The 23,281-nt window shown below is 70.6% G+C and carries 24 protein-coding genes, 1 tRNA gene and 1 riboswitch; of the genes, 5 read left to right on the forward strand and 20 right to left on the reverse strand.

Translation table 11 applies throughout. The features are described from left to right. Positions 1-47: 47 nt before the first annotated feature. The 5 genes from IH45_RS0113700 to IH45_RS0113720 form a co-directional block, all read right to left on the reverse strand. Positions 48-449, reverse strand: coding sequence for a rodlin (locus IH45_RS0113700; protein WP_030666650.1), 402 nt, complete (start codon positions 447-449; stop codon positions 48-50). A gap of 208 nt (positions 450-657) precedes the next feature. Then, entirely contained in the window at positions 658-966 is a 309-nt protein-coding gene (locus IH45_RS01000000143610) for a hypothetical protein (protein ID WP_032917391.1), read from the reverse strand. A 238-nt stretch (positions 967-1,204) separates the two neighbouring features. Further along, on the reverse strand, positions 1,205-1,438 hold the full coding sequence (locus tag IH45_RS0113710) for a chaplin (protein WP_030666654.1): 234 nt from the start codon (positions 1,436-1,438) through the stop codon (positions 1,205-1,207). A gap of 281 nt (positions 1,439-1,719) precedes the next feature. Next, complete coding sequence (locus IH45_RS0113715) at positions 1,720-2,121, reverse strand: rodlin (protein ID WP_003984093.1); 402 nt, start codon at positions 2,119-2,121, stop codon at positions 1,720-1,722. 381 nt (positions 2,122-2,502) lie between these two features. Then, positions 2,503-2,793, reverse strand: coding sequence for a hypothetical protein (locus IH45_RS0113720; RefSeq protein ID WP_003984094.1), 291 nt, complete (start codon positions 2,791-2,793; stop codon positions 2,503-2,505). Between the two features lie 352 nt (positions 2,794-3,145). On the opposite strand from IH45_RS0113720, the gene IH45_RS0113725 reads away from it, so the two are divergent. Then, positions 3,146-3,643 (forward strand): STAS domain-containing protein, encoded by a 498-nt coding sequence (locus tag IH45_RS0113725; RefSeq protein WP_030666656.1) that lies wholly within the window; start codon positions 3,146-3,148, stop codon positions 3,641-3,643. Positions 3,644-3,801: 158 nt separating this feature from the next. Here the strand turns inward: IH45_RS0113725 and IH45_RS0113730 are convergent. Further along, a tRNA-Leu gene (locus IH45_RS0113730) sits at positions 3,802-3,883 on the reverse strand. Between the two features lie 426 nt (positions 3,884-4,309). On the opposite strand from IH45_RS0113730, the gene IH45_RS0113735 reads away from it, so the two are divergent. Both IH45_RS0113735 and IH45_RS0113740 read left to right on the forward strand, forming a co-directional pair. Beyond that, entirely contained in the window at positions 4,310-5,089 is a 780-nt protein-coding gene (locus tag IH45_RS0113735; protein WP_030666658.1) for an ABC transporter ATP-binding protein, read from the forward strand. 46 nt (positions 5,090-5,135) lie between these two features. Continuing rightward, entirely contained in the window at positions 5,136-7,679 is a 2,544-nt protein-coding gene (locus IH45_RS0113740; RefSeq protein WP_030666659.1) for an ABC transporter permease, read from the forward strand. An 80-nt stretch (positions 7,680-7,759) separates the two neighbouring features. On the opposite strand, the gene IH45_RS0113745 is transcribed toward IH45_RS0113740, so the two are convergent. The 5 genes from IH45_RS0113745 to IH45_RS1000000149885 all read right to left on the reverse strand — a co-directional run bounded on the left by IH45_RS0113745 (position 7,760) and on the right by IH45_RS1000000149885 (position 12,907). After that, a complete protein-coding gene (locus tag IH45_RS0113745) occupies positions 7,760-9,070 on the reverse strand; it encodes an SAM-dependent methyltransferase (RefSeq protein ID WP_030666662.1) in 1,311 nt (436 codons plus the stop codon). 225 nt (positions 9,071-9,295) lie between these two features. Then, positions 9,296-10,705: an NAD(P)/FAD-dependent oxidoreductase gene (locus IH45_RS0113750; RefSeq protein ID WP_030666664.1), complete on the reverse strand. Its 1,410-nt coding sequence runs from the start codon at positions 10,703-10,705 to the stop codon at positions 9,296-9,298. 450 nt (positions 10,706-11,155) lie between these two features. After that, positions 11,156-11,731 (reverse strand): HD domain-containing protein, encoded by a 576-nt coding sequence (locus tag IH45_RS0113755; RefSeq protein ID WP_030666666.1) that lies wholly within the window; start codon positions 11,729-11,731, stop codon positions 11,156-11,158. A gap of 22 nt (positions 11,732-11,753) precedes the next feature. Further along, on the reverse strand, positions 11,754-12,146 hold the full coding sequence (locus tag IH45_RS1000000149880; RefSeq protein WP_234440533.1) for a hypothetical protein: 393 nt from the start codon (positions 12,144-12,146) through the stop codon (positions 11,754-11,756). A gap of 350 nt (positions 12,147-12,496) precedes the next feature. Then, positions 12,497-12,907, reverse strand: a complete 411-nt coding sequence (locus IH45_RS1000000149885) for a helix-turn-helix domain-containing protein (RefSeq protein ID WP_234440534.1) — start codon at positions 12,905-12,907, stop codon at positions 12,497-12,499. 225 nt (positions 12,908-13,132) lie between these two features. Here IH45_RS1000000149885 and IH45_RS0113765 point away from each other — a divergent pair, with 225 nt between their 5' ends. Beyond that, the gene (locus tag IH45_RS0113765) at positions 13,133-13,561 is read left to right on the forward strand and encodes an ATP-binding protein (RefSeq protein WP_030666668.1); all 429 of its coding nucleotides are present in this window, start codon (positions 13,133-13,135) and stop codon (positions 13,559-13,561) included. Next, positions 13,552-14,058, forward strand: coding sequence for a hypothetical protein (locus IH45_RS01000000143620; RefSeq protein ID WP_050514813.1), 507 nt, complete (start codon positions 13,552-13,554; stop codon positions 14,056-14,058). Before IH45_RS0113765 ends, IH45_RS01000000143620 begins: the two co-directional genes overlap by 10 nt. Positions 14,059-14,109: 51 nt before the next feature. Here the strand turns inward: IH45_RS01000000143620 and IH45_RS0113775 are convergent, their stop codons facing one another. The 9 genes from IH45_RS0113775 to IH45_RS0113815 all read right to left on the reverse strand — a co-directional run bounded on the left by IH45_RS0113775 (position 14,110) and on the right by IH45_RS0113815 (position 23,270). Then, positions 14,110-15,105 carry a Ppx/GppA phosphatase family protein gene (locus IH45_RS0113775; protein ID WP_030666672.1) on the reverse strand — a complete coding sequence of 332 codons (996 nt, stop codon included), beginning with the start codon at positions 15,103-15,105 and terminating at the stop codon, positions 14,110-14,112. After that, complete coding sequence (locus tag IH45_RS0113780; RefSeq protein WP_394298674.1) at positions 15,102-15,659, reverse strand: DUF501 domain-containing protein; 558 nt, start codon at positions 15,657-15,659, stop codon at positions 15,102-15,104. The genes IH45_RS0113775 and IH45_RS0113780 overlap by 4 nt, the downstream gene beginning before the upstream one ends. A gap of 63 nt (positions 15,660-15,722) precedes the next feature. Continuing rightward, positions 15,723-16,172 carry an FtsB family cell division protein gene (locus IH45_RS0113785; protein WP_030666676.1) on the reverse strand — a complete coding sequence of 150 codons (450 nt, stop codon included), beginning with the start codon at positions 16,170-16,172 and terminating at the stop codon, positions 15,723-15,725. Between the two features lie 157 nt (positions 16,173-16,329). Further along, the gene (gene eno / locus IH45_RS0113790; RefSeq protein ID WP_030666678.1) at positions 16,330-17,616 is read right to left on the reverse strand and encodes a phosphopyruvate hydratase; all 1,287 of its coding nucleotides are present in this window, start codon (positions 17,614-17,616) and stop codon (positions 16,330-16,332) included. A 438-nt stretch (positions 17,617-18,054) separates the two neighbouring features. After that, positions 18,055-18,744: a transglycosylase family protein gene (locus IH45_RS0113795; protein WP_030666680.1), complete on the reverse strand. Its 690-nt coding sequence runs from the start codon at positions 18,742-18,744 to the stop codon at positions 18,055-18,057. A 3-nt stretch (positions 18,745-18,747) separates the two neighbouring features. After that, positions 18,748-18,915, reverse strand: a riboswitch (cyclic di-AMP (ydaO/yuaA leader). A 245-nt stretch (positions 18,916-19,160) separates the two neighbouring features. Further along, positions 19,161-20,165: a LysM peptidoglycan-binding domain-containing protein gene (locus IH45_RS0113800; protein WP_030666682.1), complete on the reverse strand. Its 1,005-nt coding sequence runs from the start codon at positions 20,163-20,165 to the stop codon at positions 19,161-19,163. Between the two features lie 228 nt (positions 20,166-20,393). After that, positions 20,394-21,743, reverse strand: coding sequence for a cytochrome P450 family protein (locus IH45_RS0113805; RefSeq protein ID WP_050514814.1), 1,350 nt, complete (start codon positions 21,741-21,743; stop codon positions 20,394-20,396). Positions 21,744-21,752: 9 nt separating this feature from the next. Next, a complete protein-coding gene (locus IH45_RS0113810) occupies positions 21,753-22,151 on the reverse strand; it encodes a DUF6479 family protein (protein WP_234440536.1) in 399 nt (132 codons plus the stop codon). Between the two features lie 108 nt (positions 22,152-22,259). After that, a complete protein-coding gene (locus IH45_RS0113815) occupies positions 22,260-23,270 on the reverse strand; it encodes a LysR family transcriptional regulator (RefSeq protein ID WP_234440537.1) in 1,011 nt (336 codons plus the stop codon). Positions 23,271-23,281 lie beyond the last annotated feature (11 nt).

Below are 23,281 nucleotides of genomic sequence, written 5' to 3' on the forward strand. Positions count from 1 at the left end.
GGCGGCATTGCGGGCCCTCGTGCTGTTTCACGCGGCGGCGGCGCCCGTCACTCGTTGTTGGTGCCGTTGACCGAGAGGACCGGGAGCTTGTCGATGAGGTGCGACAGCGGCCCGTCGCCCTGGACCTGGGACGAGTTCTCGACACACGTCTGGGTCTGGTCCGAGGACAGGATGTCCTGCACACCGACATTGACCAGGGCCACGAGGTTCTGCACGTCCTGGACCGGCAGCGCGATACAGGGCTTGTTGAAGGAGCCCTGAATGAGCGCGAACTGCGGGCTCATGTTCCCCATCGTGGACATGTTGCCGTACACCTGGGCCGCACCGTTGCCGTTGTACGTGCCGACTTTACGGCCGTCACCGACCGCTGACGCCTGTGGGGCGGCGGCGGCCGCGACACCTACGACGGAAGCAGCCGTGGCTACTGTTGCCAGCGCCTTCTTGATCATGTGTGATCCTTCGCGTTTCGGGATGCTCTTTACCCGGGGCAGTGTGAACAACTCGGTGTGACGAGCTTGGTTTTGCTCCATCACTCAAATGATTTCGCACTCAACTGAGGGGAACAGCTGTGCCGCCGGCCTGCACACCGGCCGCCTGAATACTGACCGTGACGCTCCGGGAATTCGGCCGCGGCCGGCAGCGGAACCGCGGGACGGACTACTTTCCGGACGACCTGGCAACCTCGACGCCCTTGAGCCCCGGCGTCTTCTGGGCGACATCCCCGACGGCGTGCACCAGCTTCCTCGTGGCCGGGGAATCCTGGAGGTCGCTGGAAGTCTCCTCGACCGTCCTGACCACCGGGTCGAGCTGCCGGCCGTCCAGCTGCTTGTTCTTCAGAGCTTCCGCAAGCCCACCGTTGATGCTGAAACTCGGCCCTTGGCCCGGGGCGCCGGCAAAAACAGGGGACGCCACTCCCAGGGCCATGGCGGAGCCGGCCAAAAACGCGGCAGTCTTCGCGTACTTCACTTTCCGCTGTCCTTTCCTGGGCGGCGCTTCCGGCAGTCGGCGGCGAATGCGCCGCACGACGGCCTTTCCGGCATTGCCCGGACCACCGCCTTTTGGGTGTTCAACGATTTCGGCCCGAAAGAGAAACCCATCCGTTTCGCCGCTTCCCGGCCCCCTCGAACGCGACCGGCCCCGGCACGCTTGGCTGGCGCGCCGGGGCCTTTCGCTCCATCCTCTGCTACCCGTCCGACGCGATACGTCAGTCGTTGACGCAGGTGTTGCCGAACGCCGGGTTCAGCAGCCCGATGATGTCGATCGAGTTCCCGCAGAGGTTGATCGGGATGTGGATCGGGATCTGCAGGACGTTGCCGGAGAGGACGCCGGGGGAGTTCTGCGCGGCGCCCGAGGTACCCGCGTCGGCGAACGCCGGGGTGGCGGCCCCGACCGCCATGAGCGTTCCAGCAGCGACTGCGGCAACCTTCGCGTACTTCACTTTCAGCCCTTTCCGCAGCGGAGTCTGAAACGGTCACGTCCTTCGTGCCGCACGGGCGCCCTCATGATTGCCCGTAACACCGCCACCAATATTCGTAACGATTTGTCCGCGCTGACGAAACTCTCGAGAAGTCGATTTTCACGAGGAATCGCCCAGATGGTTCAGCGCGGGCCAGGATAGAAGACCATGGGCAGGAACTGCGCGCTTTTTCACAAAGCGCAAAGGCCCGAGCCGATCAGGAGGAGAGAACCGACGTCCCGGGCCTTTTACGGCAGTCCGGCTCAGCTGTTGTTGACGCCGTTCTCGGACAGCAGCGGGAGCTTGTCGATGATGTGCGACAGCGCCTGGTCGCCCTGCGACTCGGTCGAGTTCTCGACACACTGCTGGTTCTGGTCCGAGGACAGGATGTCCTGTACGCCGATGTTGACCAGGGCCACGATGTTCTGAACGTTCGTGATCGGGATGCCGAGGCAGGGCTTGTTGAGCGTGCCTTGGATCAGGCTCAGCTGCGGGGACATGTCGCCCTCGGTGTCGGAGTTGCCGAATGCCTGTCCCGCGCCGTTGCCGTTGGCGGTCGACGTTCCGCGTCCGTCGCCGACCGCCATGGCCTGCGGAGCCGCCATGGCCGATACGCCGACGATGGACGCAGCTACGGCCGTCGTGGCCAGGAACTTCTTGATCACGATTCACCCTTCTCGAAGCGGAGTGCCCGTTTCCGGAGCGTCCTGGACAACTCGCGACCGCCAGTTCAGTTTCGCCGGTTCACCCGAATGCCACGAAACCGTAGACACATATCACCGCATCGCCGGGCGGCCGGCCGGGCACCGGGCAATCGAAAGTCCGGATACCGGCCGCGGGCGTCGGTGTCGCGTAAATGAACGAGACCGCCACCGCCGCACTCGCCGCGCCTTTTCCCGGACCTGCTGTCATAATCCCGCCGCACAGAGATCCCTACAGGGATGTGCACGTGGCTGCGCACAGAGAAAGGCCCCGCGCGCCGCGGGGCCTTTCGAGGTCTCAGCGGACCGGCGGCACGCGGTGCCGCCCGTCCCGCCGGAGCCGGTTCACTGCTCGACGTTGCCGATCGCCAGGCCGACCTTGGTGACGTTCTTCTTGTACTTGAACTTGTACGTGTCGTTGTCGTTGTACGTGTACGCCTTGTTGTCGTTGTACTCGTTGTGCTCCTTGTGCACGCGGTCACAGTGGAACTTGCCGTACTTGGCAGCGCAGTTGCTGCCGGAGGTGTGGCGCGGCGCGTCGTCCCAGGACGCTGCGGAGGCCATGCCCGAGAGCGGAACGATGGCAAGGGCGGCGATGGCGACCGAGCCGGCGGTACGACCGATGAACTTGCGCATGCTTTCTCTCCTCGTGCGCAGAAATGTGACACCGGATGTCTACCGCGGCCGCATCCGATCGAACACGCGCTGCCATGTGATATATCTGTTCGGGTCCGAAGTGCGACCATTTGCAGCACCAGCGTTTCCCCCGTGGAAATGCTTGCGCTATCCACGGCCGCGCGCATTCGCGGGGTGCGCCGAATGCGGCCCCGCCCGGCTCCCTGACCGGCGCCGACGGCCGCCGGGCGGCACCGGCGCCGTACCGGAGCGACCCGGCGCCGCGGGCCCGGACGGCCCGCCCGGCACACTGGGCGGTAACGGGGACGCGCCCCGGGAGTCCGGCCCGTCCGGGCGCACACGTGGAGGAGCGATGTCCCAAGGCAAGCGGCGCTTGACGATCACCACGGTCGTCGACGCCGAGGAGTGCGCGGTGCTCCGGGTGGCCGGGGAACTGGACGTGCACGCCGAGCGGCAGTTCCTGGACGAGTCCGGGGCGGTGATCGCCGCCGGGCACCGGTTCCTGGTGCTGGACCTGACCGCGCTGAGGTTCTGCGACTCCCGCGGTCTGAACTGCCTGCTCGCGCTGGAGTGGCTGTGCCGGCGGATGAACGGGCGGCTGCTGCTCGCCTCCCTGGGCGTCCGTGTCCTGCACGTCCTCCTGGTCACCCGGGCCGTGGACGCGCTGGCCTGCTTCCCCACCGTCGGCCATGCGCTCGCCGCCGTACCGGCCGAGGTCCGTCCGGCCTGGCCGCCCGGCGGCGCGGCGTCCGCCGACGGGGCCGCGGGCGGCGGGGACGCCGGTGACGCCGATGACGTCAAGACCGGTGACGAGGACGCGCACCGGTCGTACGATCGGGAGCAGCCGTAGCGCGACGGCCGGGAACGGGAGCCGGCCGGGGCCGCGTCCAGGGCTCCGCGGAGCGCCGCGTCCGGGCGCCTGCCGACGACGGGCCGGCCGTGGAGCGGACGCCACGCAGCGGCCGCGCGCCGGGCGGGCCGGTCCACGGCACCGGCGGCCATGTGCTGTGCCCGGAGCCGGACTTGAACCGGCACGGCCCGAAGGCCAGCGAGGTTTAAGCTCGCCGTGTCTGCATTCCACCATCCGGGCCTGGGATCCCCCATGCCACCTCAAAGGGGGCAGCACGAGCCTAGCCCGCAGTACCGTCTGAACAGGGGGCCGTCTTCCCGAGGTTGTCTTATTTTATTGGCAACTGAGGGGCCATCAGCGGATGGTACGGGCCTTCGGCACATGCCTGCGGCCCACCCTCGCCGCTCCGGCGCCTGCTGTGGGACGTGTCCCGATTGACGGAAACTCGATGCCGTGCGCGCGCCCCCGCGAGCGCCCTTCCCGCCCCCTTCTCCTCAGGGTCGCGGTCATACCCAGGGATGACCGAAGGACCGTTCGGATACCTCGCAAGGCTCCCCCAGGACCGGCTCACGGGCTGACGTTGCCGTACCGGGGCCTCCCCCACGATGGAAGGGGCCGCGTTCCACCGGCCCCGACGGTCCCGACGTTCGACAGGAGTCCCTTCCCGTGACCACCACCCACACCGGCGTCCCCACCGCCACCCGCGCCACGGTGGCCGCACGCGCCACGGATCTCACCAAGGTCTACGGACAGGGCGAGACCCAGGTGGTCGCGCTGGACCAGGTCTCGGTCGAGTTCCGGCAGGCCGAGTTCACCGCGATCATGGGCCCGTCCGGCTCCGGCAAGTCCACGCTCATGCACTGCATGGCCGGACTGGACGCGGTCTCCCGCGGCTCGGCCCTGATAGGCGACACCGAGCTGAACGGCCTGAAGGACAAGCATCTGACCCGGCTGCGCCGCGACAAGATCGGCTTCATCTTCCAGGCGTTCAACCTGCTGCCGACGCTGACCGCGCTGGAGAACATCACGCTGCCGATGGACATCGCGGGCCGCAAGCCCGACCGGGAGTGGCTGGACCGCGTCGTGCAGACCGTCGGCCTGTCCGGGCGCCTCAAGCACCGCCCGAGCCAGCTCTCCGGCGGCCAGCAGCAGCGCGTGGCGGTGGCCCGCGCGCTGGCCTCCCGTCCCGAGATCATCTTCGCCGACGAGCCGACCGGCAACCTCGACTCCCGCTCCGGCGCCGAGGTCCTGGGCTTCCTGCGCAACTCCGTACGGGAACTGGGCCAGACCGTGGTGATGGTGACCCACGACCCGGTGGCGGCGGCCTACGCGGACCGGGTCGTCTTCCTCGCCGACGGGCGGATCGTCGACGACATGCGCGACCCCACCGCCGACCGGGTGCTGGAGCGCATGAAGGGCTTCGACGCCAGGGGCCGGGTCAGCTGACCCGCGCCCGCAGCCCGTCCACCGCCCTTCTCCCACAGGACTGACGATGTTCCGTACCGCCGTGCGCAACGTGCTCGCGCACAAGGCCCGGCTGCTGATGACCGTCCTCGCCGTCATGCTCGGCGTGGCCTTCGTCTCCGGCACCCTGGTCTTCACCTCCACCCTCTCCGACGCCCAGCAGAAGAGCTCGCAGAAGGGCTTCGCCGGGGTCGACGTGGCCGTCCAGCCGCACCGCTCGGACGCCGCCGACGCCAAGCCGGGCGCGGCGCCCAAGCTGAGCCGGGCGCTGCTCGACCAGGCCGGCAGGGTCCCCGGCGCGGCCGGCGCCACCGGCACCGTCGAGGGCTTCACCGCCATCGCCGACAAGAGCGGCAAGCTCGTCGGCAACGGCTTCAGCTCCCGCGGCCGCAACTACTTCCCGGGCCCGGACGGCAAGGACGCCCGCTTCCCGATGACGTCGGGGACCGCGCCCAAGGGCGCCGGCCAGGTCGCCCTGGACTCCGGGACCGCCGAGAAGACCGGCTACAAGGTCGGCGACACCGTACGCCTGTCCGTCGACGGGCCGGTCCGCGAGGCGAAGGTGTCCGGCGTCTTCACCACCGAGGACGGCGCGGTCGCCGCGGGCGGCAGCCTCGCGCTGTTCGACACCGCCACCGCGCAGCAGCTGTTCCACATGCCCGGCGGGTTCAGCGAGATCGACGTCAAGGCCGCGCCCGGTACGTCCCAGGACGCGCTGAAGTCCGCGGTCGACAAGGTCCTGCCGGACACCGCCGAGGCCGTCACCGGCAAGAAGCTCGCCGACGACCAGGCCGAGATGATCGCCAAGAGCATGGACAGCATGAAGACCGGCCTGCTGGTTTTCGCCGGCATCGCGCTCTTCGTCGGCATCTTCATCATCGCCAACACCTTCACCATGCTGGTCGCCCAGCGCACCAAGGAACTGGCCCTGATGCGGGCGGTCGGCGCCAGCCGCCGCCAGGTCACCCGCTCGGTGCTCATCGAGGCGTTCGTGGTCGGCGCGGTCGCCGCCGTGACGGGCCTGCTCGCCGGTATCGGCATCGGCGCCGGACTGCGCGCGCTCACCGGTGCCCTCGGCACCGTCCCCGACGGCCCGCTGGTCGTCGCCCCGTCGACGGTCGTCGCCTCGCTGGTGGTCGGCATCGTGGTGACGGTCCTCGCCGCCTGGCTGCCGGGCCGCCGCGCCGCGAAGATCCCGCCGGTCGCCGCGATGAACAGCGTGCACGCGGCGGCGACCACGAAGTCCCTGGTGGTACGCAACGCCATCGGCGCGGTGCTGGCCGCCGCGGGCATCGCCTGCGTCCTGGGTGCCACGGCCGTGGGCTCCGACCAGGGCAAGGCGCTGATGAGCCTGGGCGCCGGACTGCTGCTGATCGGTGTCTTCGTCCTGACCCCGCTGCTGTCCCGCCCGCTGATCGCGGCCGCCGCGCCCGTCCTGCGCGCCTTCGGCATCTCGGGCAAGCTGGCCCGGCAGAACGCGGTGCGCAACCCGCGCCGTACGGCCGCCACCGCCTCCGCCCTGATGATCGGGCTCACCCTGGTCACCGGCCTGACCGTGATCGCGGGCAGTGTCCAGAAGGGCGTCGACAAGATGGCGACCGACGCCCTGAAGGCCGACTACGTCGTCGGCATGGCCAACCGCGGCCCGCTCTCCCCGGATGTGGCGAAGACGCTGGCGGCCGACCCGGAGGTCACCGCCTCCAGCCCGCTGCGCAACGCCCCCGCCCGCATCGGCGGCGAGACCGAGTACCTGACCGGGGTGGACGGCAAGGCGATCGGCGAGCTGACGAACCTGAAGTTCACCGCGGGCTCCTTCGACGGGCTCGGCGACCCGAAGGCGAACCGCGCGGTCGTCGACAGCGGCACGGCCAAGCAGCACGGCTGGCAGGTCGGCTCGTCCTTCGCGACGACGTTCGAGGACGGCAAGAAGGGCCGGCTCACCGTCTCCGGCATCTACGAGGGCAACGAGATGCTCCGGGGGATCATGCTGGACACCTCCGTGCTGGCCCCGCACCAGAAGCACCCCACCGACATGCAGGTGATGGTCAAGACCAAGGACGGCGCGACCGACGCCGCCAAGGACTCCCTGGTCGAGACCCTCGGCAAGAACCCGGCGATCACCGTCCAGGACAAGAAGGACGTGTCCGAGGACATCGCCCGGATGATCAACCTGATGCTGAACATGCTCTACGGGCTGCTCGCCATGGCCGTGATCGTCGCGGTGCTCGGGGTGGTCAACACCCTGGCGATGTCGGTCTTCGAGCGGCAGCAGGAGATCGGCATGCTGCGGGCGATCGGCCTGGACCGGGCCGGCATCAAGCGGATGGTGCGGCTGGAGTCGCTGGTGATCGCGCTGTTCGGCGGGGTCCTCGGCATCGGCCTGGGCGTCTTCTTCGGCTGGGCGGCCGGTGAGCTGATCGGCGCCTCGCTGGACACCTACGAGCTGGTGCTGCCGTGGGGCCGGATGGGCATCTTCCTGGCGCTCGCCGCGGTGGTCGGCATGCTGGCCGCGCTGTGGCCGGCCCGGCGGGCCGCGAAGCTGAACATGCTGGCGGCGATCAAGGCCGAGTAGCCGGCACCCGTACGAAGGGCCCCGGGCCCGGACCGCGCGCGGCGGTCCGGGCCCGGGGCCCATCCGTATGCTCCCTGCCTTCAGCCGCGCCACTCGCGGGCGCGCAGCGGCAGCCCCGAGGCGCCGGACTCCGGCGTACGGACGGCCAGGACCTGGTTGACCCCTATCCGGTTGCGCTCGAAGGACAGCGCGGAGGCGGCCATGTAGAGCCGCCACACCCGGGCCCGGCCCGGCGTCGTCAGCCGCACCGCTTCCTTCCAGCGCGCCTCCAGGTTCGCCACCCAGGCGCGCAGCGTCAGCGCGTAGTGCTCACGGATCGCCTCCACGTCCCGTACCTCGAACCCGGCGTCCTCCAGCTGTCCGACGGTGCGGCCGACCGGGGCCAGCTCGCCGTCCGGGAAGACGTACCGGTCGATGAACTCGTCGACGTGGTAGGAGTCCTCGTCCGCCAGCGGGCGGCGGGCGATCTGGTGGTTGAGCAGCCGGCCGCCGGGCTTGAGGAGCGCGTACAGGTCGGCGGCGTACTCGGCGTAGCGGGCGCGGCCGACGTGCTCGGCCATGCCGATCGAGGAGATCGCGTCGAACGGCTCGTCGTGGACCTCGCGGTAGTCCTGGACGCGGATCTCGACGCGGTCCGCGAGGCCGGCCTCGGCGACGCGCTTGCGGCCGTAGGTGGCCTGCTCCTCGGAGAGGGTGATGCCGACGACCCGTACGCCGTACTCCCGGGCGGCGTGCAGGGCCATCGAGCCCCAGCCGCAGCCGACGTCCAGCAGCCGCTGCCCCTCTTCCAGGCGCAGCTTGCGGCAGATCAGGTCCAGCTTGTCGCGCTGGGCCTCCTCCAGGGTGGCGTCCGGGCTCTCCCAGTACGCGCACGAGTAGACCATCGACGGGCCGAGCACCAGCTCGTAGAAGTCGTTGCCGACGTCGTAGTGGTGGCTGATGGCTTCCTTGTCGCGGCGCAGGGTGTGCAGCGGGCCGTGACTCTTGGGGGCCTCTTCAGCAGGCGGCTTAGGAGGTACGGGGATGCCCGCCAGGGCCACCAGGTCGCGGGCGGCGGCACGGATCTCCGGCTTGGCCAGAGCACGCAGGGCAGCGGCACGCTGGGGCTTCTCGGCCGCCGTACCGCGTTCCCAGATCAACCCGGACAACATATCCAGGGCCTCGTACAGATCACCCTCGATGTCGATGTCACCGGCCACCCAAGCGCGCGCGAGACCCAACTCGCCCGGCTTGAACAGGAGACGACGCAGGGCACGGCGGTTGCGAATAATCAGAACAGGTGCGCCCGGCGGGCCGTACTCGCTGCGGTCCCAGGCGCGGATACGGACCGGGAGCGGGGCTCCCAGCACCTCCTCGGCGAGCTTGGAGAGCCGTCCAGCGGCGTCGGCCATGTCGCACACCTCCGTGTTGACGGGAAGGGCGAAGAAGTTTCACCCACCACGTAAACGCCGTTCGGGAGCCCGGGTAGTCCCGCTCGTTCGTAAGGGAACAGCAAAACGGCCACGGTGCGCCACAACGAATACGCCGAAGGGGCGGCTGCACCACGGATGGCAGCCGCCCCTTCGGCGGTGGTGTGCGGGTGACGCGCGCCGGACGGCGTCACCCCAACGGGAAGGTCAAGAAGCCTTGGCCTTCGCCTTGTCGCTCTCGTCGGCCTTCGCCTTGTCGTCGGCCGCGGCGGCGGGCGCCGGGGCCGGCTTGGCGGCCTCGTAGAACTCCTCGCGGGGGTTCTCCATGGCGCCGAGCGAGGTGATCTCGCGCTTGAGGAACATGCCGAGGGTCCAGTCGGCGAAGACGCGGATCTTGCGGTTGAAGGTCGGCATCGCCATGCCGTGGTACGCGCGGTGCATGTACCAGGCCAGCCGGCCCTTCAGCTTGATCTTCGTCTTGCCGACGACGATCATCGCGACGCCCTTGTGCAGACCGAGGCCCGCGACCGCGCCCTTGTTGGCGTGGCTGTACTCCTTCTGCGGGAAGCCCCGCATACCGGAGATCACGTTGTCGCCGAGGACCTTGGCCTGGCGCAGCGCGTGCTGGGCGTTCGGCGGGCACCAGGCGTTCTCGTTGCCCGCCTTGCGGCCGACCAGGTCCGGGACCTGGGCGTTGTCGCCCGCGGCCCAGATGTAGTCGGTGCCCTGCACCTGGAGGGTGGCCTGGGTGTCGACGTGGCCGCGCGGGCCCAGCGGCAGACCGAAGCGCGAGAGCGCCGGGTTCGGCTTGACGCCGGCGGTCCACACGATGGTGTTGGAGTCGACCTCCAGGTCGTTGCTCAGCACCACGTGGCCGTCGACGCAGGACTTGGTGCTGGTGCCGAGGTAGATCTCGACCCCGCGGCTCTCCAGGTGCTCCTTGCCGTACGCGCCGAGCTTCGGGCCGACCTCGGGGAGGATCTTGTCCGCGACGTCGACCAGGATGAAGCGCATGTCTTCGCGCTTGACGTTCTTGTAGTACTTGGCGGCGTCGCGGGCCATGTCCTCGACCTCGCCGACGGTCTCCGCACCGGCGAAGCCACCGCCGACGAAGACGAAGGTCAGCGCCTTGCGGCGGACCTCCTCGTCGGTCGTGGAGTCGGCCTTGTCGAGCTGCTCCAGCACGTGGTTGCGCAGGCCGATGGCCTCCTCGACACCCTTCATGCCGATGCCGTTCTCGGCGAGGCCGGGGATCGGGAAGGTGCGCGAGACCGCGCCCATCGCGATGACCAGGTAGTCGAAGGGCAGCTCGTACGCCTCGCCGACCAGCGGCGCGATCGTGGCGACCTTGCGGTCCTGGTCGATGGTGGTGACGCGGCCGGTGAGGACCTCCGCCTTCGGGAGCACGCGTCGCAGCGGCACCACGACGTGGCGGGGAGAGATGCTGCCGGCAGCAGCTTCAGGGAGGAAGGGCTGGTACGTCATGTACGAGCGCGGGTCGACGACCGTGACCGTCGCCTCGCCGTACCGCATCTTCTTGAGGATGCGGCGTGCCGCGTACAAACCTACGTACCCACCGCCTACAACGAGGATCCTGGGACGCTCCGTGGTGCTCATGCAATCGAGTATCCACCCCCACTCGGAGCACCCCTCGTGAGCCCCTTCACAAGGTTGCGGGGGGCGTCTGCTACACTCCGCGCCTTCGTGATCGACGCCATAGCTCCACGGGGGAACCACCGTACCCTCCGAAGCGTTGGACACCCCTGTTGATCAGGGATTGCGACCTCGTGAGCGACTGAACCACCCGCCCCGTAAGGATCTCTTTAACACCGCTGAAACCGCACATTTTTGTGGCGGTAGGGGCCTACGGCCTCAGAACCAGGACCTGGTGCCCGGTTTGTGCGGTCGATGGGCGGGTTTTTCATGTGAAGAGTTTCACGAAGTTTTCTGCGGAACGGGTCGCTCGGACGCCGGGGAAGGGCCTGAAGGGCCCTGGACGCGGGGCGGGCGACCACCCGCGGGAACCACGGCCGAAGCCTGCGAAACGCCTCCCGAGCCCCCGTCACCTCAGCGCAGATACACCCGCTGCCAGTCGGCGGAGCTCATCCCCTGCGCCGCTTCGGCGAGTTCGACGGCCGAAGCGGTCTTCAGCTTCGCCCGTGTGCTGTCGACCCACTCCTGGGCGTTGCGATAGCCCTGCTCAAGGTACTCGATCCCCTGGATCATGCACTCCAGCTTGTCCGCGTCGTGCGCGACCGCGACCTCCGGCGAGTCGCCGTTCTCGTACTCCTCGACCACCGCCCGGATGCCCGCCGCGACGGCCGGATGGGCGTCGGCGACCTGGTCGGCCGTGACGTCCTCGTTCTTCGTGGCCTTCAGGTAACGACGGCCGATCCAGGGAATGTCGCCGACCCGTGTCTCCTGGGTGTCGTGGAAGGTGCACAGCAACGCGACCTTCGCCGGGTCGGCTCCTTCCATCATCGCCAGCACCGAGCCGATGACCGCCGTACGGAAGCTGTGCTCGGCGATCGTCTCCGGATCCTTCACCCCTGCGATCCACCAGCCGGACCGCTTCGCGCGCTTCAGCGCCCCCATCTCCATCAGATAGCTCATGGAACCCTTGGCGTACTGGTCGTCGCTCATCCGGCCCGTCCTCTCAGATGGATCATGGGTGACTCAGCCTCAGACCGTATTGCACGGCGTCGAGCTCGCGCCGGGATTGCCGGGAGACCGCGCCACCGTCGAGCAGGCGCTCGACCCGTTGCCGCAGGTCTGCGGTGAGCCCGGGGTGAGCGGCCACGGCACCTGGACGAGCCGCGATCAGCGCCCACACCGAATGAACATTCAGATCCACGCAGGCGAGGCCGGGGTCGAGGCGATCCGCGAGGCTGCGGAGCAGAGCGCCCGCGTCCCAAGACGGAGTGCGATCCGCCATGAAGGAATCGTCGGGCCGCAGGACACGGTCCAGCCCGAGCCAGTACGCCCAGTAGTTGAGATTCGCGATCTCGCCCGAGTCGTTTCCCATCCCGCGCTCGATGAAGGCGTGCAGCACCTCCATATCGCCGTATCTGGTCAGTGAGGTGGCGAGGGACCGCACATCGGCCCAGGCCGGCGTCCATGCCGTATTCCGCAGCTGCAACGGCCTGCGGCTTCGCATGTCGGCGAGCCACGCGCGCGTGTCCGGGGCCGAGTCGTAACTGCAGAGGTAGACGGCCTGTCGTCGCAGGAGCGCTCCGTCAGCACCGGCCCGGTCCGCGATCTCGGCGTATCTCCGCAGATGGTCGAAGAACCTCTGACGCTCCAGTGCGGGAAGGATCGGAGAGACGGGAGACGGCCCCCGCCTGCGTGGTGTCGTCCCAGGAGTTGGCGGGACGGCCAGGGGCGCCACCCCGGTAAGCGCCCAGGCGATCATGTGAGGGCTGTCCGCGTGCACACCCACCCGGACAGCGGGTGGCTACGGAACTCGTCCGCCGCCCCGGCCCCGGCCGCCAGCGCATGAGCGATCACCGAGTCGGCTTCCAGCGCGACATCGAGCAGCGCCAGCAGGGCGGGGTCACCACCGCGCCTGAGCAGGTGACGGCGGATGAGCAGGAACTGCGCGGACGGCACCGCCGCCAGCGAACGGCGGCCGGACTCCCACCCCTGGACGGTCGCGGGGTCCACGTCGAGCAGCTCGGCCAGGCCACGCTGTGTGCAGGGCATACGCTCGCGGATGATCTTGAAGAGATGGCCGGTGACAGCCCCGTCACCGGCCTGCCTACGGGAACCCCGCACACCGGTCAGCTTTCCCGACCCGATGGGCGAACGCGTTGATGTCATGGCCTGCTCCTGTGTGCGTGGCCGCAGACAACTCGTACGGTGCGTCAGTTTTTCGGTGTCCGCCGCGCCCATAGCGTCGAAGGCGGCGAGGAACCAGCGGCGCACGCTGAGCATAGTGGCGCTGAGCAACCGCGTACTTACGGTCTGGAGCATCCCCGTCCAAGGACCGATCAGGGGTCATGCCGAGCGCGTGGAGGTCGCCAGGTGGAACAGCAACCGGCGAGTGTGTCCAGGACCGGGCACGGGCGGAGAGCCCAAGTCGCACCCGTAGCGTCGCCCCGGACCTTCGCGGGCGACGCGAAGGCACCCGGGCGCGCCCGGAAACATGCCCGCGAGGTGATCGAGGCCGCCGTTCCCGATATCACCGGGGACCGGCTCGCGATCGCGCAGCTGGTCGTATCCGAGCTGGTCACCAACGCCTACCGGTACGGCACCGAGCCGGGCGACCGGATCGCCGTCACCGTGGACGCGGCACCGGAGGGAGCACGGATCGAGGTGCACGACCCGGCACGGCGCCGCCCCAAGCTCAGGGCTCCCGGCCGGGGACGTGAGAGGGGGCGCGGCCTGTACGTCGTGCAAGCGATCGCCGACAGGTGGGGCGTCGACGACCGCCCGTTCGGCAAGGTCGTGTGGGTGGAGCCGGCATGGCACTGACGCCGGTCCGGCCGGCGCCGGGCCCCGGTTTCATCGCCGGTGTGGTCACCAGTACCTGGCTCGACACGGCCTCTCCGGCGGGACATGTGGCGTGGCTGCTGATGGCGCACCCCTCGCCGCGACGGCCGGGAGAAACCGCTCAGGGCATCGAGGACCAGATACTCGGCATCGCGGATGCGCTCGGTCTGCGTACGGCGTCCCGGCGCTTGACCGTGATCGGCGACCGGCTGTCGGTCCGCGGACCGCGTCTCGTCCTCGATTACGGGCACCCGAGATTCGCCCTACGGGTGCCGAACCCGTCGCCCCGTTGGCTCGACCACATCCTGCACGGCGGGTATGTCTGTCTCGCCCTGGGACTCGATCCGGTTCCGCCCGGCGCCGGGCCCGACGCCATTGAGGCGTATCTGCGCCGCTCCTTCACCCGTGATCGTGTTTTCGTCGGCGTCACGGGGGTTCGGGCCGATAGCGCGCCACGTCCCGCGCTGCCCCATTCCTGAGCGCGCGCAGCCGTCCGGATGCCAGGCATCCGGGCGGCCGGCCCGCACGCCCTACACGCAACTCCAGGCGATCCCGTCCAGAATGTCGTGCTCCGACACCACGACCTCCTGTGCCCCGATCCGTTCCATGATCGACAGGAGGACCAGGGCGCCTGCGGCGATGACGTCCACGCGGCCGGGGTGCATCGACGGGATGGCGGCGCGCTCCTCGTGGGTGGCGGTCAGGAGGCGGTGGGTGATGTCGCGGACCTGTGGCAGGGGGATCCGCGTGTGGTGGATGGCGGTGGAGTCGTACTCCGTCAGGTTCAGGGCGATGGCGGCGACCGTGGTGACCGAGCCGGCCAGGCCGACCAGGGTGCGGGCCTCGGAGAGGGGGACGGTTTCCGCCGCCTCGTCCAGGGCCTGGGCGATGTCGGCCTTGATGGCGCTGACCTGCTCCTCGCCGGGCGGGTCGGCGATGATCTTGCCGTCCCGTACGAGGTGGCGTTCGGTCATGCGGACGCAGCCGATGTCCACGGAGCGGGCGGCGCGTACGGAGTCGGAGCCGAGGACGAACTCCGTCGAGCCGCCGCCGATGTCCACGACCAGATAGGGGGTGGTCAGGCCCGCCCGTCGCCCGCCACCGCCCTCCGCGGGAAGGCGCTCCGCGCCTGCTGTCTCTCCGCCGGTCAGTTCCTTCGTCGCGCCGGTGAAGGAGAACTCGGCCTCCTGGTCGCCGGTGATCACCTCGGGCTCGACGCCCAGGATGTCCACCACGCCGCGTACGAAGTCGTCGCGGTTCTCGGCGTCGCGGGAGGCGGAGGTGGCCACGAAGCGGAGGGATTCGGCGCCCAGGTCCTCGATGACGGCGGCGTACTCGCGGCAGGCCGCGAAGGTGCGCTCCAGGGCCTCGGGGGCCAGGCGGCCGGTACGGTCCACGCCCTGGCCCAGGCGGACGATCGTCATCCGGCGGTCCAGGTCCTTCAGCTCGCCGGTCGCCGGGTCGAGGTCGGCGACGAGCAGGCGGATGGAGTTGGTGCCGCAGTCGATGGCGGCTACGCGCTTCACTCGCCTTCTCCTTCGCCCGGCTCCTGGCAGGGGGTCACGCACGGGCCCTTGCGCCACCACTGCGGCAGCATCGCCAGCGCCTCGTCGCCGAGCGGGTTGACGCCGGGGCCGGCCGCCAGCGAGTGGCCGACCAGGACGTGCAGGCACTTGACCCGGTCCGGCATGCCGCCGGCGCTCGGGAAGCCCTGGAGGACCTCGATCTCGTCGCGGCGCCGGATGTAGTCCTCGTGGGCGGCGCGGTACTTCGCGGCCAGCTCCGGGTCCCGGCCCAGCCGCTCGGTCATCTCCTTCATCACGCCGTTGGCCTCCAGCGTGCCGATCGCGGAGGCCGCGCGCGGGCAGGTGAGGTAGTAGAGCGTGGGGAAGGGGGTGCCGTCCTCCAGGCGCGGGGCCGTCTCGACGACGTCCGGCTGCCCGCAGGGGCAGCGGTGCGCGATGGCGCGCAGGCCGCGCGGCGGGCGGCCGAGCTGTTCCTTGAAGGCCGCGATGTCCGCCTCGGTCGGTTCGGTGCGCTCGGTCTGCGGCGGGGGCATGCGGTGTTCAGACACGGACATGATGCTTTCGGTTGTGTGGTGGTGCCGGGCAGGGGGCGGGGCGGCTCGGGTGCCCCGGTCAGGCTACTTGTCGGCGGAGTCCAGGCCGTTCCAGATGTTGTCGTACCAGGGGCGTTCCGCGGCGCCCTGACCCGTGCGCCGCTTCCCGTCGCCGGAGCCGTCCTGGACGATGTAGCCGGTCTCCCCCGGCATGACGTAGTGCAGGTGCAGCCGGGCCTGCTGCCGTACGTACTCGGGGTCCTGCCAGCGGGCCTTCTCGTCGCGCAGCTCGTCGGCCCGCTGCCCGGCCCGGTCGGCCTGGCGGCGCTGGTCGGCGATCTCGGCGCGCTGCGAGATGTACTGCCGGGTGGGGTAGGCCAGGGCGACGACCAGCGAGCACAGGACCAGGGCGAGCAGCGCCGCGCGGCCGGTCAGGCGGCCGCGGCGGCGCGGGCGGGCGCGCTGGACGCGGGCGGCGGCCTGCTCGCCGAGCGCCTTGAGCCGGGTCGCGGTGGAGAACCGTTCCGCGGACACGTCGCCCTCCCTGGGTGAGCGGCCCGGACCGGTGCGGCCCGGAGCACGTACGTCCCCGGCAACGGTACGGGACCGCCGCCGGGGACGTACGTCATTGGCTGCCGCCGGGGCCGCGCGGCCCCGGACGGATCAGCCCGATCAGCCCTTGCTGTGCTTGTCAGTCCGCGAAGCGGAACCGCGGGAAGGCGGAGCGGCCCGCGTACACGGCCGCGTCGTCGAGGATCTCCTCGATGCGCAGCAGCTGGTTGTACTTGGCGACGCGCTCGGAGCGGGCCGGGGCGCCGGTCTTGATCTGGCCGCAGTTGGTGGCGACGGCCAGGTCGGCGATGGTGACGTCCTCGGTCTCGCCGGAGCGGTGCGACATCATGCACTTGAAGCCGTTGCGCTGGGCCAGCTCGACGGCGTCCAGGGTCTCGGTCAGCGAGCCGATCTGGTTGACCTTGACCAGCAGGGCGTTGGCGGAGCCCTCCTCGATGCCGCGGGCCAGGCGCTCCGGGTTGGTGACGAACAGGTCGTCGCCGACCAGCTGCACCTGGGTGCCCAGGCGGTCGGTGATGACCTTCCAGCCGTCCCAGTCGTCCTCGAACAGCGGGTCCTCGATGGAGACCAGCGGGTAGGCCTCGACCAGCTCCGCGTAGTACGCGGTCATCTGCTCGGCGGTGCGCTGCTGGCCCTCGAACTCGTAGACGCCGTCCTTGTAGAACTCGGAGGCGGCGACGTCCAGCGCGAGCGCGATGTCCTGGCCGGGGGTGTAGCCGGCCTCCTTGATGGCCTCCAGGATGAGGTCCAGGGCCTCGCGGTTGGAGCCGAGGTTCGGGGCGAAGCCGCCCTCGTCGCCCAGGCCGGTGGCCAGGCCCTTGCCCTTGAGCACCTTCTTGAGGGTGTGGTAGACCTCGGCGCCCCAGCGCAGCGCCTCGGAGAAGGACTCCGCGCCGATCGGGGCGATCATGAATTCCTGGATGTCCACGTTGGAGTCGGCGTGCGAGCCGCCGTTCAGGATGTTCATCATCGGGACCGGCAGCACGTGGGCGTTGGGGCCGCCCAGGTAGCGGAACAGCGGCAGGTCGCTGGCCTCGGAGGCGGCGTGCGCGACGGCCAGGGAGACGCCGAGGATGGCGTTGGCGCCGAGCGAGCCCTTGTTGTCGGTGGCGTCCAGGTCGAACATGGCCTGGTCGATCAGGCGCTGCTCGGTGGCGTCGTAGCCGACCAGCTCCGGGCCGATCTGCTCGATGACCGCGAGGACGGCCTTCTCCACGCCCTTGCCCTGGTAGCGGTTCGGGTCCCCGTCGCGCAGCTCGATGGCCTCGAAGGCGCCGGTGGAGGCGCCGGACGGGACGGCGGCACGGCCGGTGCTGCCGTCGTCGAGGCCGACCTCGACCTCGACCGTGGGATTGCCTCGCGAGTCGAGGATCTCGCGAGCTACGACGACGTCGATGGACGGCACGTTGTCTCCTTCATGGGTGTCTGGAGTTCTGCAGCACGAGCCTAACGGCCTCCCGGGGTTCCGCTCGCCGCCAGCCCGGTCCTTGGGATGAACCCACTCACAAAGGCCCTGTTCACGGGACGTATGGGCGCAATGTTCGCTGTACGGGGAAGTCGGCGCGTGGGGCGGTACGGGGCCGGTGGGGCGGGTGGCGGGTCCGGGCGGGGCGGGCGGCCCGCGCGGCTCGCCCGGGTCCCGGCGGGCCGGAGCGGCCGGGGCGGAAACGGAGAAGCCCCGCCGCGGCGCGTGCGGGGGTTCACGCGCCGTGGCGGGGCGGTCTCACGGGATGAGCGGTTTCCCGGTGCGAGCGGCCCGGCCCCGGGTGTGTGCCGTGCCGTACGTACCGCCGTACGTACGGGGTGACACGGTCACCCGGGAGCCGTCAGGGTTTCAGCGGGCTCAGACGGCCAGCTTCTGACCCGGGAAGATCAGGTTGGGGTTGCCGCCGATGACCGACTTGTTGTTCTCGTAGACCGACTTCCAGTTGGTGCCGTGGGAAGCGGCGATCTTGGCGAGGGTGTCACCGGACTTGACGGTGTAGTTGCCCTTGGGGTTCGACTTCGGCGTCGACTTGTGGGACGGGGCCGGGGTCTTGCGGGCCAGGTCCTGGCCCTGCTTCCGGGCCTCGGAGCGCGAGGAGTGCTGCGGCGCCGAGTAGGAGCGCTGCGACTTGTACGACTTGTGGGAGCCCTGCGAGGAGCCGCCCTCGGCCGTGGCGTTCGAGTTGCCCTTGCCCAGGTGGCCGCCGGCGCAGGTCCAGGCGCCCGGGCCCTGGATGGCGAGCAGGCGCTCGGCCGCGGCGATCTGCTGGCTCTTGCTGGCCTGGTCGGCGCGCGGGGCGTACTTGGTGCCGCCGGCGGCCTTCCAGCTGGAGTTGGTGAACTGCAGGCCACCGTAGTAGCCGTTGCCGGTGTTGATCGACCAGTTGCCGCCGGACTCGCACTGGGCGACGGCGTCCCAGTTGTTCGCGGCGGAGGCAGAGGTGGCGCCCATCAGCGGGACGGCCACAGCGGCACCGGCAACGCCGGCCAGCGTGGCGACGCGGACGGCCTTGGAGGGACGACGGTGCTTGCCCTTGGAGTTCAGCATGGTTCGTTTCCTCACCGACGCCTACGAGGTGAGCTGTCGGGTTCGGGCTGTGAGTGGCCCGGCCGCGTGAGCTTCCACGCGGCTTCACCCCAAGCCGGCTGTCCCGCTTCCGCGGGCGGGGCCGGCGACTTACCTTGGGTCCCCCGCTCCTGCCTTCGGCGCTGTCGCGACGTATGACCTCCGACCACCGGCAGGATTCGGCGTGTGGTTGAAGGGCCCGCTTTGGCGAGCGATGAAGACGGTAAACACGAACGGCCCGCTGGTTCAAACCCCTACATCTGAGGCCAGTTGGCCCCCAGACATCACAGGATCATCACATTTCCGCAGGTCGTCGCAGGTTTGGAAACAACGGACAGGCCGGACGGCGGGTTGCCGAACGAGATCCATGTCTCACTTTCACCAAACCGGGCAATTGCTTATGAACTGCTCTGTTCGGAGGCCAGATCGAGGCGCTGGCCAGGGTGGATCAGGTCCGGATCGCCCCCGATGACACCTTTGTTGGCCTTGTAGAGCGCCGGCCAGCCACCGGAGACCCCGTGGTCCTCGGCTATGACTGACAGGTTGTCACCCGGCCGCACGGTGTAGTCGCCCGGCGACGCCGGGTCCGTACGGTGCGCGTCGCCGCCGCGCGACGGGTGCTCCCCGCCGGACCGGCCCGCGTCGCCCGTGCCGCTGCCCGCGCCTCCGGGGTCCGTGACGGGCCCCTCGTCCTCGCTGGGCCTGCCGCGGTGCTTGCCGCCCTGGGACGGGGGCGTGGTGGGCTCCGTGGCCTCGTCGCCACCGGGGGTGGCCGGGTCCTCCGTACGGCCCGTACCGGAGGACGGGTCCGGCGTACGGGACGCGTCACCGGCGCCGGACGGGTCCGTCGGCGACGGCTTCGGCTCCGGGGTCCGCGTGCCGCCGGGCTCTGGCGTCCGGGACGGCTTGCCGGACCCGGAGGAGGGCGACGGCTTGCCGGGGGTGGAAGGGGAGGGCTTGGTGGAGGGGGTTGACGGGGAGGGCTCCGGCGACGGGGTGGTGCCCGGGTCCACGTCCGGCCCGCTGCCGCCCCGCTTGAGCCCCGCGTTCACCGCGCAGCTCGGCCAGGTGTCCGGCCCCTGCGCGGCGAGGATCGACTCGGCGACGGCTATCTGCTGCGAGCGGCTGGCCAGGTCGGGGCGCGAGGCGTATGCCGCGCCGCCGTTCTTGTCCCACATCTCCTGGGTCAGCTGCAGCCCGCCGTAGAACCCGTTGCCGGAGTTGGCGCTCCACACGCCGCCGCTCTCGCACTGCGCGACACGGTCCCAGGTGGCGGTGTCGGCGGCCTGTGCGCTGCTCGCGGCGAGCAGGGGCATGGCGAGTGCGCCGCCGACGGCTCCCGCCGTGACGAAGATGGCCGGAGCCTGGCGGGGGCGACGGTGTCGGCCTGTCCCGGAGCGCATGCGGTTGCCTTTCGAGCGGCGGTTGAGTTGTCGTCGAAGGGCCGGGACCGTGGGCCGCACGGCCCGCCCCGGCTCTTCAAACGGTTGAAAGTAGCGGCGCGGCCCGCTCATCACAAGCCGGTGTAGCGGAGATCACGCGGAGGTCACGGACTGACGTGGCGTCACTTCCGTACGCCGCGTCACCTCGCTTCCGTACAGCCGGGACATCACTTCCGTACGGCCGGTACCTCACTTCCGTTCGGGCGTGAACTCCACGGGCAGGGCCCGCAGGCCGCGCATGATGAGCCCGCCGCGCCAGCGCAAATCGTCCGGTTCCGCGCCGAGTCGGAGGTCCGGCAGCCGGGTCAGCAGCGTGGCGATGGCGGTCTGGCCTTCGAGGCGGGCCAGCGGCGCGCCCAGGCAGTAGTGGATGCCGTGGCCGTATCCGAGGTGCTGGTTGTCGCGGCGGGACAGGTCCAGTACGTCCGGTTCCGCGAAGCGCCGCGGGTCGCGGTCGGCGGCGGCGAGGACGACCAGGACCGGGTCGCCCTCGGCGATGCGCTGCCCGCCCAGGGTCAGGTCCCGGGTGGCGAAGCGCCAGGTGGCCAGCTCGACCGGGCCGTCGTAGCGCAGCAGCTCCTCGACCCCGGCGGCGAGCAGCTCCGTATCGCCCGCCGCGGCGGCCTTCTGGAGCAGTTCGCGCTGGCCGGGGTGGCGCAGCAGCTGGTAGACGCCGTTGCCGATCAGGTTGACGGTGGTCTCGAAACCGGCGAACAGGAGGATGAAGGCCATCGCGGCGGCCTCGTTCTCCGTCAGGTGCTCGCCGTGGTCGGAGGCGCGGATGAGGCCGGAGATCAGGTCGTCGGCCCCTTCGTCGCCGAGGCTTTCGCGCTTGCGGTGGATCAGCTCGGCGAGGTAGCCGCGCATCTTCTTCACCGACCGGGCGACGCCGCCGCGCGGCCCGCCGCCGTGCCGGATCATCATCCCGGCCCAGTCCCGGAAGTCGTCCTGGTCCTCGCGCGGGACGCCGAGCAGGTCGCAGATGGCGTAGATGGGGAGCGGGAAGGCGAATTCATGGATGAGGTCGGCCTCGCCGCGCTCCGCGAAGGAATCGATGAGCGCGTCGGTCAGTTCCTGTACGCGCGGCGCGAACCGCGCGATGCGGCGCGGGGTGAACGCCTTGGAGACCAGGCGGCGCAGCCGGGTGTGGTCCGGCGGGTCGATGTTGAGCAGATGGGTCATCAGGTTGGCGCCGCGCTCGCCGGGAATGCCGACCTTGCCCTTGCCGTGCGCGGCCTCGCTGTGGTGCACCGGGTTCTTCGACAGCCGGGTGTCGGCGAGCGCCTGCCGCGCGTCCGCGTACCGGGTCACCAGCCAGGCTTCGACGCCGCTGGGCAATTGGGTGCGGTGTACGGGCGCGTGCTCGCGCAGCCAGGCGTACGCCGGGTACGGGTCGGAGGCGAACTCCCACGTGAACAGTTCCGGGCAGGGCGGGACGGGCGCCGGTCCCCGGCCGGATCCGGATACGGGGCAGGCGGGCCCGGCCCCGGAAGGGGCCTCGGAGCGCTCGTCGGAGGGGGAGGGGGTCTGCGGTCGCACCCCTCGACGTTAACCCCCGCCGAAGGACCCGCTGTGCCCGTCCTGCCAGCGCTTGCGTTCCCGGCCCTGGTCCTCGCCGTGGCGGGTGGGGGCGTTGCCGTAGTCGGGCAGCTCGTGGGGGGTCAGCCGGTGGTCGCCGTCGCGCGGCACCTCGTTGGGGTCGCGCAGTTCGCTCTCGTACCCGGTCGGGTTCTTGGGCGGCGTCGGCTGGGTCTCCGGCTCGGGCGGGGCGGGCTCACGGTCCCGGCGGCGCCTGCCGTAGACCACGGCGAGGATCAGCCCCAGGACGATGACGATCCCGGCGACCAGCGGACCGGTGCCGACGACCATGTCCCGGGTGAAGTCCACGGCCTGCTGCACGGAGCTGAGGTCCTGGGCCGGTGTGGCCGAAACGATCGTTGCTGTCATTCGACCCGGGTACCCGGGTGGGCGGGGACGATGCGCGGGCGGGGGCGGTAGCGGGCCGCCGGGCCGGTACGGGAGTGAAGGCGCAGGTCAGGGGCTCGGCGTGGGGGCTCATGTCCCCCGGACGGCGGATCCGGGGGGCGGCTCGGCAGGGCTCCGCTCGGCGGGGTCCGGCCCTGCGGGGTCCGGCCCTGCGGGGTCCGGCCCTGCGGGGTCCGGCCCTGCGGGGTCCGGCTCGGCACGGCCCGCTCCCAGGTCCACGCCCAGCGCCTCCAGAAAGGCCGCAGCCGCCGGGGAAGGCCCCCGGGCGCTCCAGACGACGCGCTCGACCCGGGCGGGAGCGTTGCGGACGCGCACCACGCTCAGCCCGGCCAGTTCCGCGGCGAACGCCCGCGGCACCATGCCGATGCCCAGCCCGGCGCGGACCAGCTTGGCCAGGAACTCCACGGTGGTCACCTCGAAGGCCACCTCGGTCGTCAGGCCCGCCGCACGGAACGCCTCGTCCCGCTGGCGGCGGGCCGCCGACCCCGCCGTGAAGTCCACGAAGGTCTCCTCGGCCAGCCGCGGCAGGTCCGTCCACTCCCGGCCCGCCAGCGGGTGGTCCGGCGGTACGACGGCCACCAGCTCGCCGTGGGCCAGTGCCCGCTCCCGTACGCCCGGGCTGCGGGCGCCCGGCACCAGGCCGACGAAGGCGACGTCCAGCGTGCCCTGCCGGACCTGCTCGATCAGCTGTTCGCTCATTTCCGTGCGCAGGCTGATCCGCACCTGTGGGTAGCGGGCGCGGTAGGCGCCCAGCTCGCGGGCCAGGTCGACGGCCGCGACGGTGGAGATCGCGCCGACGGCGAGCCGGCCGCGTACCTCGCCGGCCGCCGCCTCCACCTCGGCCCGGGCCCGTTCCGCCGCCTCCAGCGCCTGCCGGGCGACCGGGACGAACGCCTCGCCCGCGGCCGTCAGCCGCACGCTGCGGCTCGTACGGTGGAAGAGCCGGGCGCCGAGCTCCTTCTCCAGGCGGGCGATCTGGTGGCTGAGCGCGGACTGCACCACATGGCAGCGCTCGGCGGCCCGGGTGAAGCCGCCGGTTTCGGCGACCGCGACCACGTACCGCATCTGTTGCAGCTCCATACAGCGAGCGT

It is taken from the genome of Streptomyces rimosus subsp. rimosus, assembly GCF_000720725.1.
Classification (GTDB): domain Bacteria; phylum Actinomycetota; class Actinomycetes; order Streptomycetales; family Streptomycetaceae; genus Streptomyces; species Streptomyces rimosus_A.

Coding starts and splice junctions, on each gene's coding strand:
- IH45_RS1000000149885 (WP_234440534.1), bottom strand. CDS start 12,907: ATGACATCAACGCGTTCGCCCATCGGGTCGGGAAAGCTGACCGGTGTG.
- IH45_RS0113745 (WP_030666662.1), bottom strand. CDS start 9,070: ATGGCCGACGCCGCTGGACGGCTCTCCAAGCTCGCCGAGGAGGTGCTG.
- IH45_RS0113815 (WP_234440537.1), bottom strand. CDS start 23,270: ATGGAGCTGCAACAGATGCGGTACGTGGTCGCGGTCGCCGAAACCGGC.
- IH45_RS01000000143620 (WP_050514813.1), top strand. CDS start 13,552: ATGGCACTGACGCCGGTCCGGCCGGCGCCGGGCCCCGGTTTCATCGCC.
- IH45_RS0113740 (WP_030666659.1), top strand. CDS start 5,136: ATGTTCCGTACCGCCGTGCGCAACGTGCTCGCGCACAAGGCCCGGCTG.
- IH45_RS0113725 (WP_030666656.1), top strand. CDS start 3,146: ATGTCCCAAGGCAAGCGGCGCTTGACGATCACCACGGTCGTCGACGCC.
- IH45_RS0113780 (WP_394298674.1), bottom strand. CDS start 15,659: ATGTCCGTGTCTGAACACCGCATGCCCCCGCCGCAGACCGAGCGCACC.
- IH45_RS1000000149880 (WP_234440533.1), bottom strand. CDS start 12,146: ATGGAGGTGCTGCACGCCTTCATCGAGCGCGGGATGGGAAACGACTCG.
- IH45_RS0113795 (WP_030666680.1), bottom strand. CDS start 18,744: ATGCTGAACTCCAAGGGCAAGCACCGTCGTCCCTCCAAGGCCGTCCGC.
- IH45_RS0113800 (WP_030666682.1), bottom strand. CDS start 20,165: ATGCGCTCCGGGACAGGCCGACACCGTCGCCCCCGCCAGGCTCCGGCC.
- IH45_RS0113750 (WP_030666664.1), bottom strand. CDS start 10,705: ATGAGCACCACGGAGCGTCCCAGGATCCTCGTTGTAGGCGGTGGGTAC.
- IH45_RS0113810 (WP_234440536.1), bottom strand. CDS start 22,151: ATGACAGCAACGATCGTTTCGGCCACACCGGCCCAGGACCTCAGCTCC.
- IH45_RS0113755 (WP_030666666.1), bottom strand. CDS start 11,731: ATGAGCGACGACCAGTACGCCAAGGGTTCCATGAGCTATCTGATGGAG.
- IH45_RS0113700 (WP_030666650.1), bottom strand. CDS start 449: ATGATCAAGAAGGCGCTGGCAACAGTAGCCACGGCTGCTTCCGTCGTA.
- IH45_RS0113720 (WP_003984094.1), bottom strand. CDS start 2,793: ATGCGCAAGTTCATCGGTCGTACCGCCGGCTCGGTCGCCATCGCCGCC.